The organism is Actinomycetota bacterium (genome assembly GCA_030682655.1).
Taxonomy (GTDB): domain Bacteria; phylum Actinomycetota; class Coriobacteriia; order Anaerosomatales; family JAUXNU01; genus JAUXNU01.
On sequence record JAUXNU010000059.1, the window covers coordinates 1 to 1,214 of the forward strand.

Here is a 1,214-nt window from a genome sequence, read left to right on the forward strand (position 1 = left end):
TTTCCTGACTCTCAGACAAGCCAGTATCCCAAGCTCAGGGGCGACGTGCGTAACTCATTCAGGGCGGATTCTCACCCACACATGTGTCACAAGATCCTCATTTCGAAGGGTAGGCCGGTCAAGACCGATGCGTTGGTTGCCACCGGATACGAGATGCTCGCGGCGGGCCTCGTGTGTCTGACTATCGGCACGGTCCTTGGCGAATGGTCCGGATTCACGCTCACCGTGCCCGGCGCCGGAGCTCTTCTCTACCTGATCATCATGGGTTCCTGCGTTGCCTTCACCGCCTTCGTCTGGGCGATGCGCAACGCTCCCGCATCAAAGGTGATGACCTACGCCTACGTCAACCCGGTCATCGCGACCTTCCTTGGCGCCATCGTTCTGAGCGAGCGGGTCGACGTCTGGGTCATCGCAGGAATGGCGATCATCGTCGCGGGCGTGGCGCTGACCACCACGGCACCGGTGCGCCCTGCTCGGTCCCGACACTGACAAGGTCCGTGGGGCTCCACACTAACTCCACACGCGTTTCACCGCCGCTCCTCACGCCCGGTGAATAATCACATCAAGACAGTCGTAGAGGGGTGGTGAGAGTAGATGCCGCTGATTCCGTTGGTGATCGTAATCGCGTTCTTCGCGTGGTTTGCCTACACAGGTCGCTTGTATCCCGTTTCTGCTCAGCGCGTGCCGGCGCGAGCAAGCGCAACGGACGGCGCGATCGCCAGGATTCGAGCCCGCCACGCCATGGGCGAGATCGATTCCGAGGAACTCAAGCGGATCATTCTCATCCTCCAAGACTGAGAAGAAGAACTCACCTCCTTCTTCACCCTTTCCCGCCAGACGAGGCCCCTTCCCCGAGGGGCCTCGTCGCCGTTCGGGCAGAATCTGGCCGCGGCCATTGATTCAATGACGGACCGATCCTCATCACGAAGACCAAGCCCCTGTCCACGCCCACAGATACCTGGTTTGCAGAGCACCGGCCGTCTCTCATCCAATGCTGGATCCTCGGGGGTCCGGTGAGCTTGTCCCCGGACACCGAGACCCGGATCAAGAAGCTGCTTGAGTAGTCTCCAGCCAGCCAGCTGACTGCCGCAAGACCCCGGAGCATCCGCTCCGGGGCTTAGGAAGCGTCAAACAACAACTGAGCGGTTGCGGGGATGGATCACATAGTTCCATTCGGGATGGAACTCATCTCGGGTGAGGTTGACTGTCGCCAG

The 1,214-nt window shown here is 60.6% G+C and carries 2 protein-coding genes; both read left to right on the forward strand.

Translation table 11 applies throughout. The features are described from left to right. On the forward strand, window positions 1-489 hold a 489-nt coding region (locus tag Q8K99_03595; GenBank protein MDP2181633.1), incomplete at its 5' end, for an EamA family transporter. Window positions 490-594: 105 nt separating this feature from the next. Further along, complete coding sequence (locus Q8K99_03600; protein ID MDP2181634.1) at window positions 595-798, forward strand: hypothetical protein; 204 nt, start codon at window positions 595-597, stop codon at window positions 796-798. Window positions 799-1,214 lie beyond the last annotated feature (416 nt).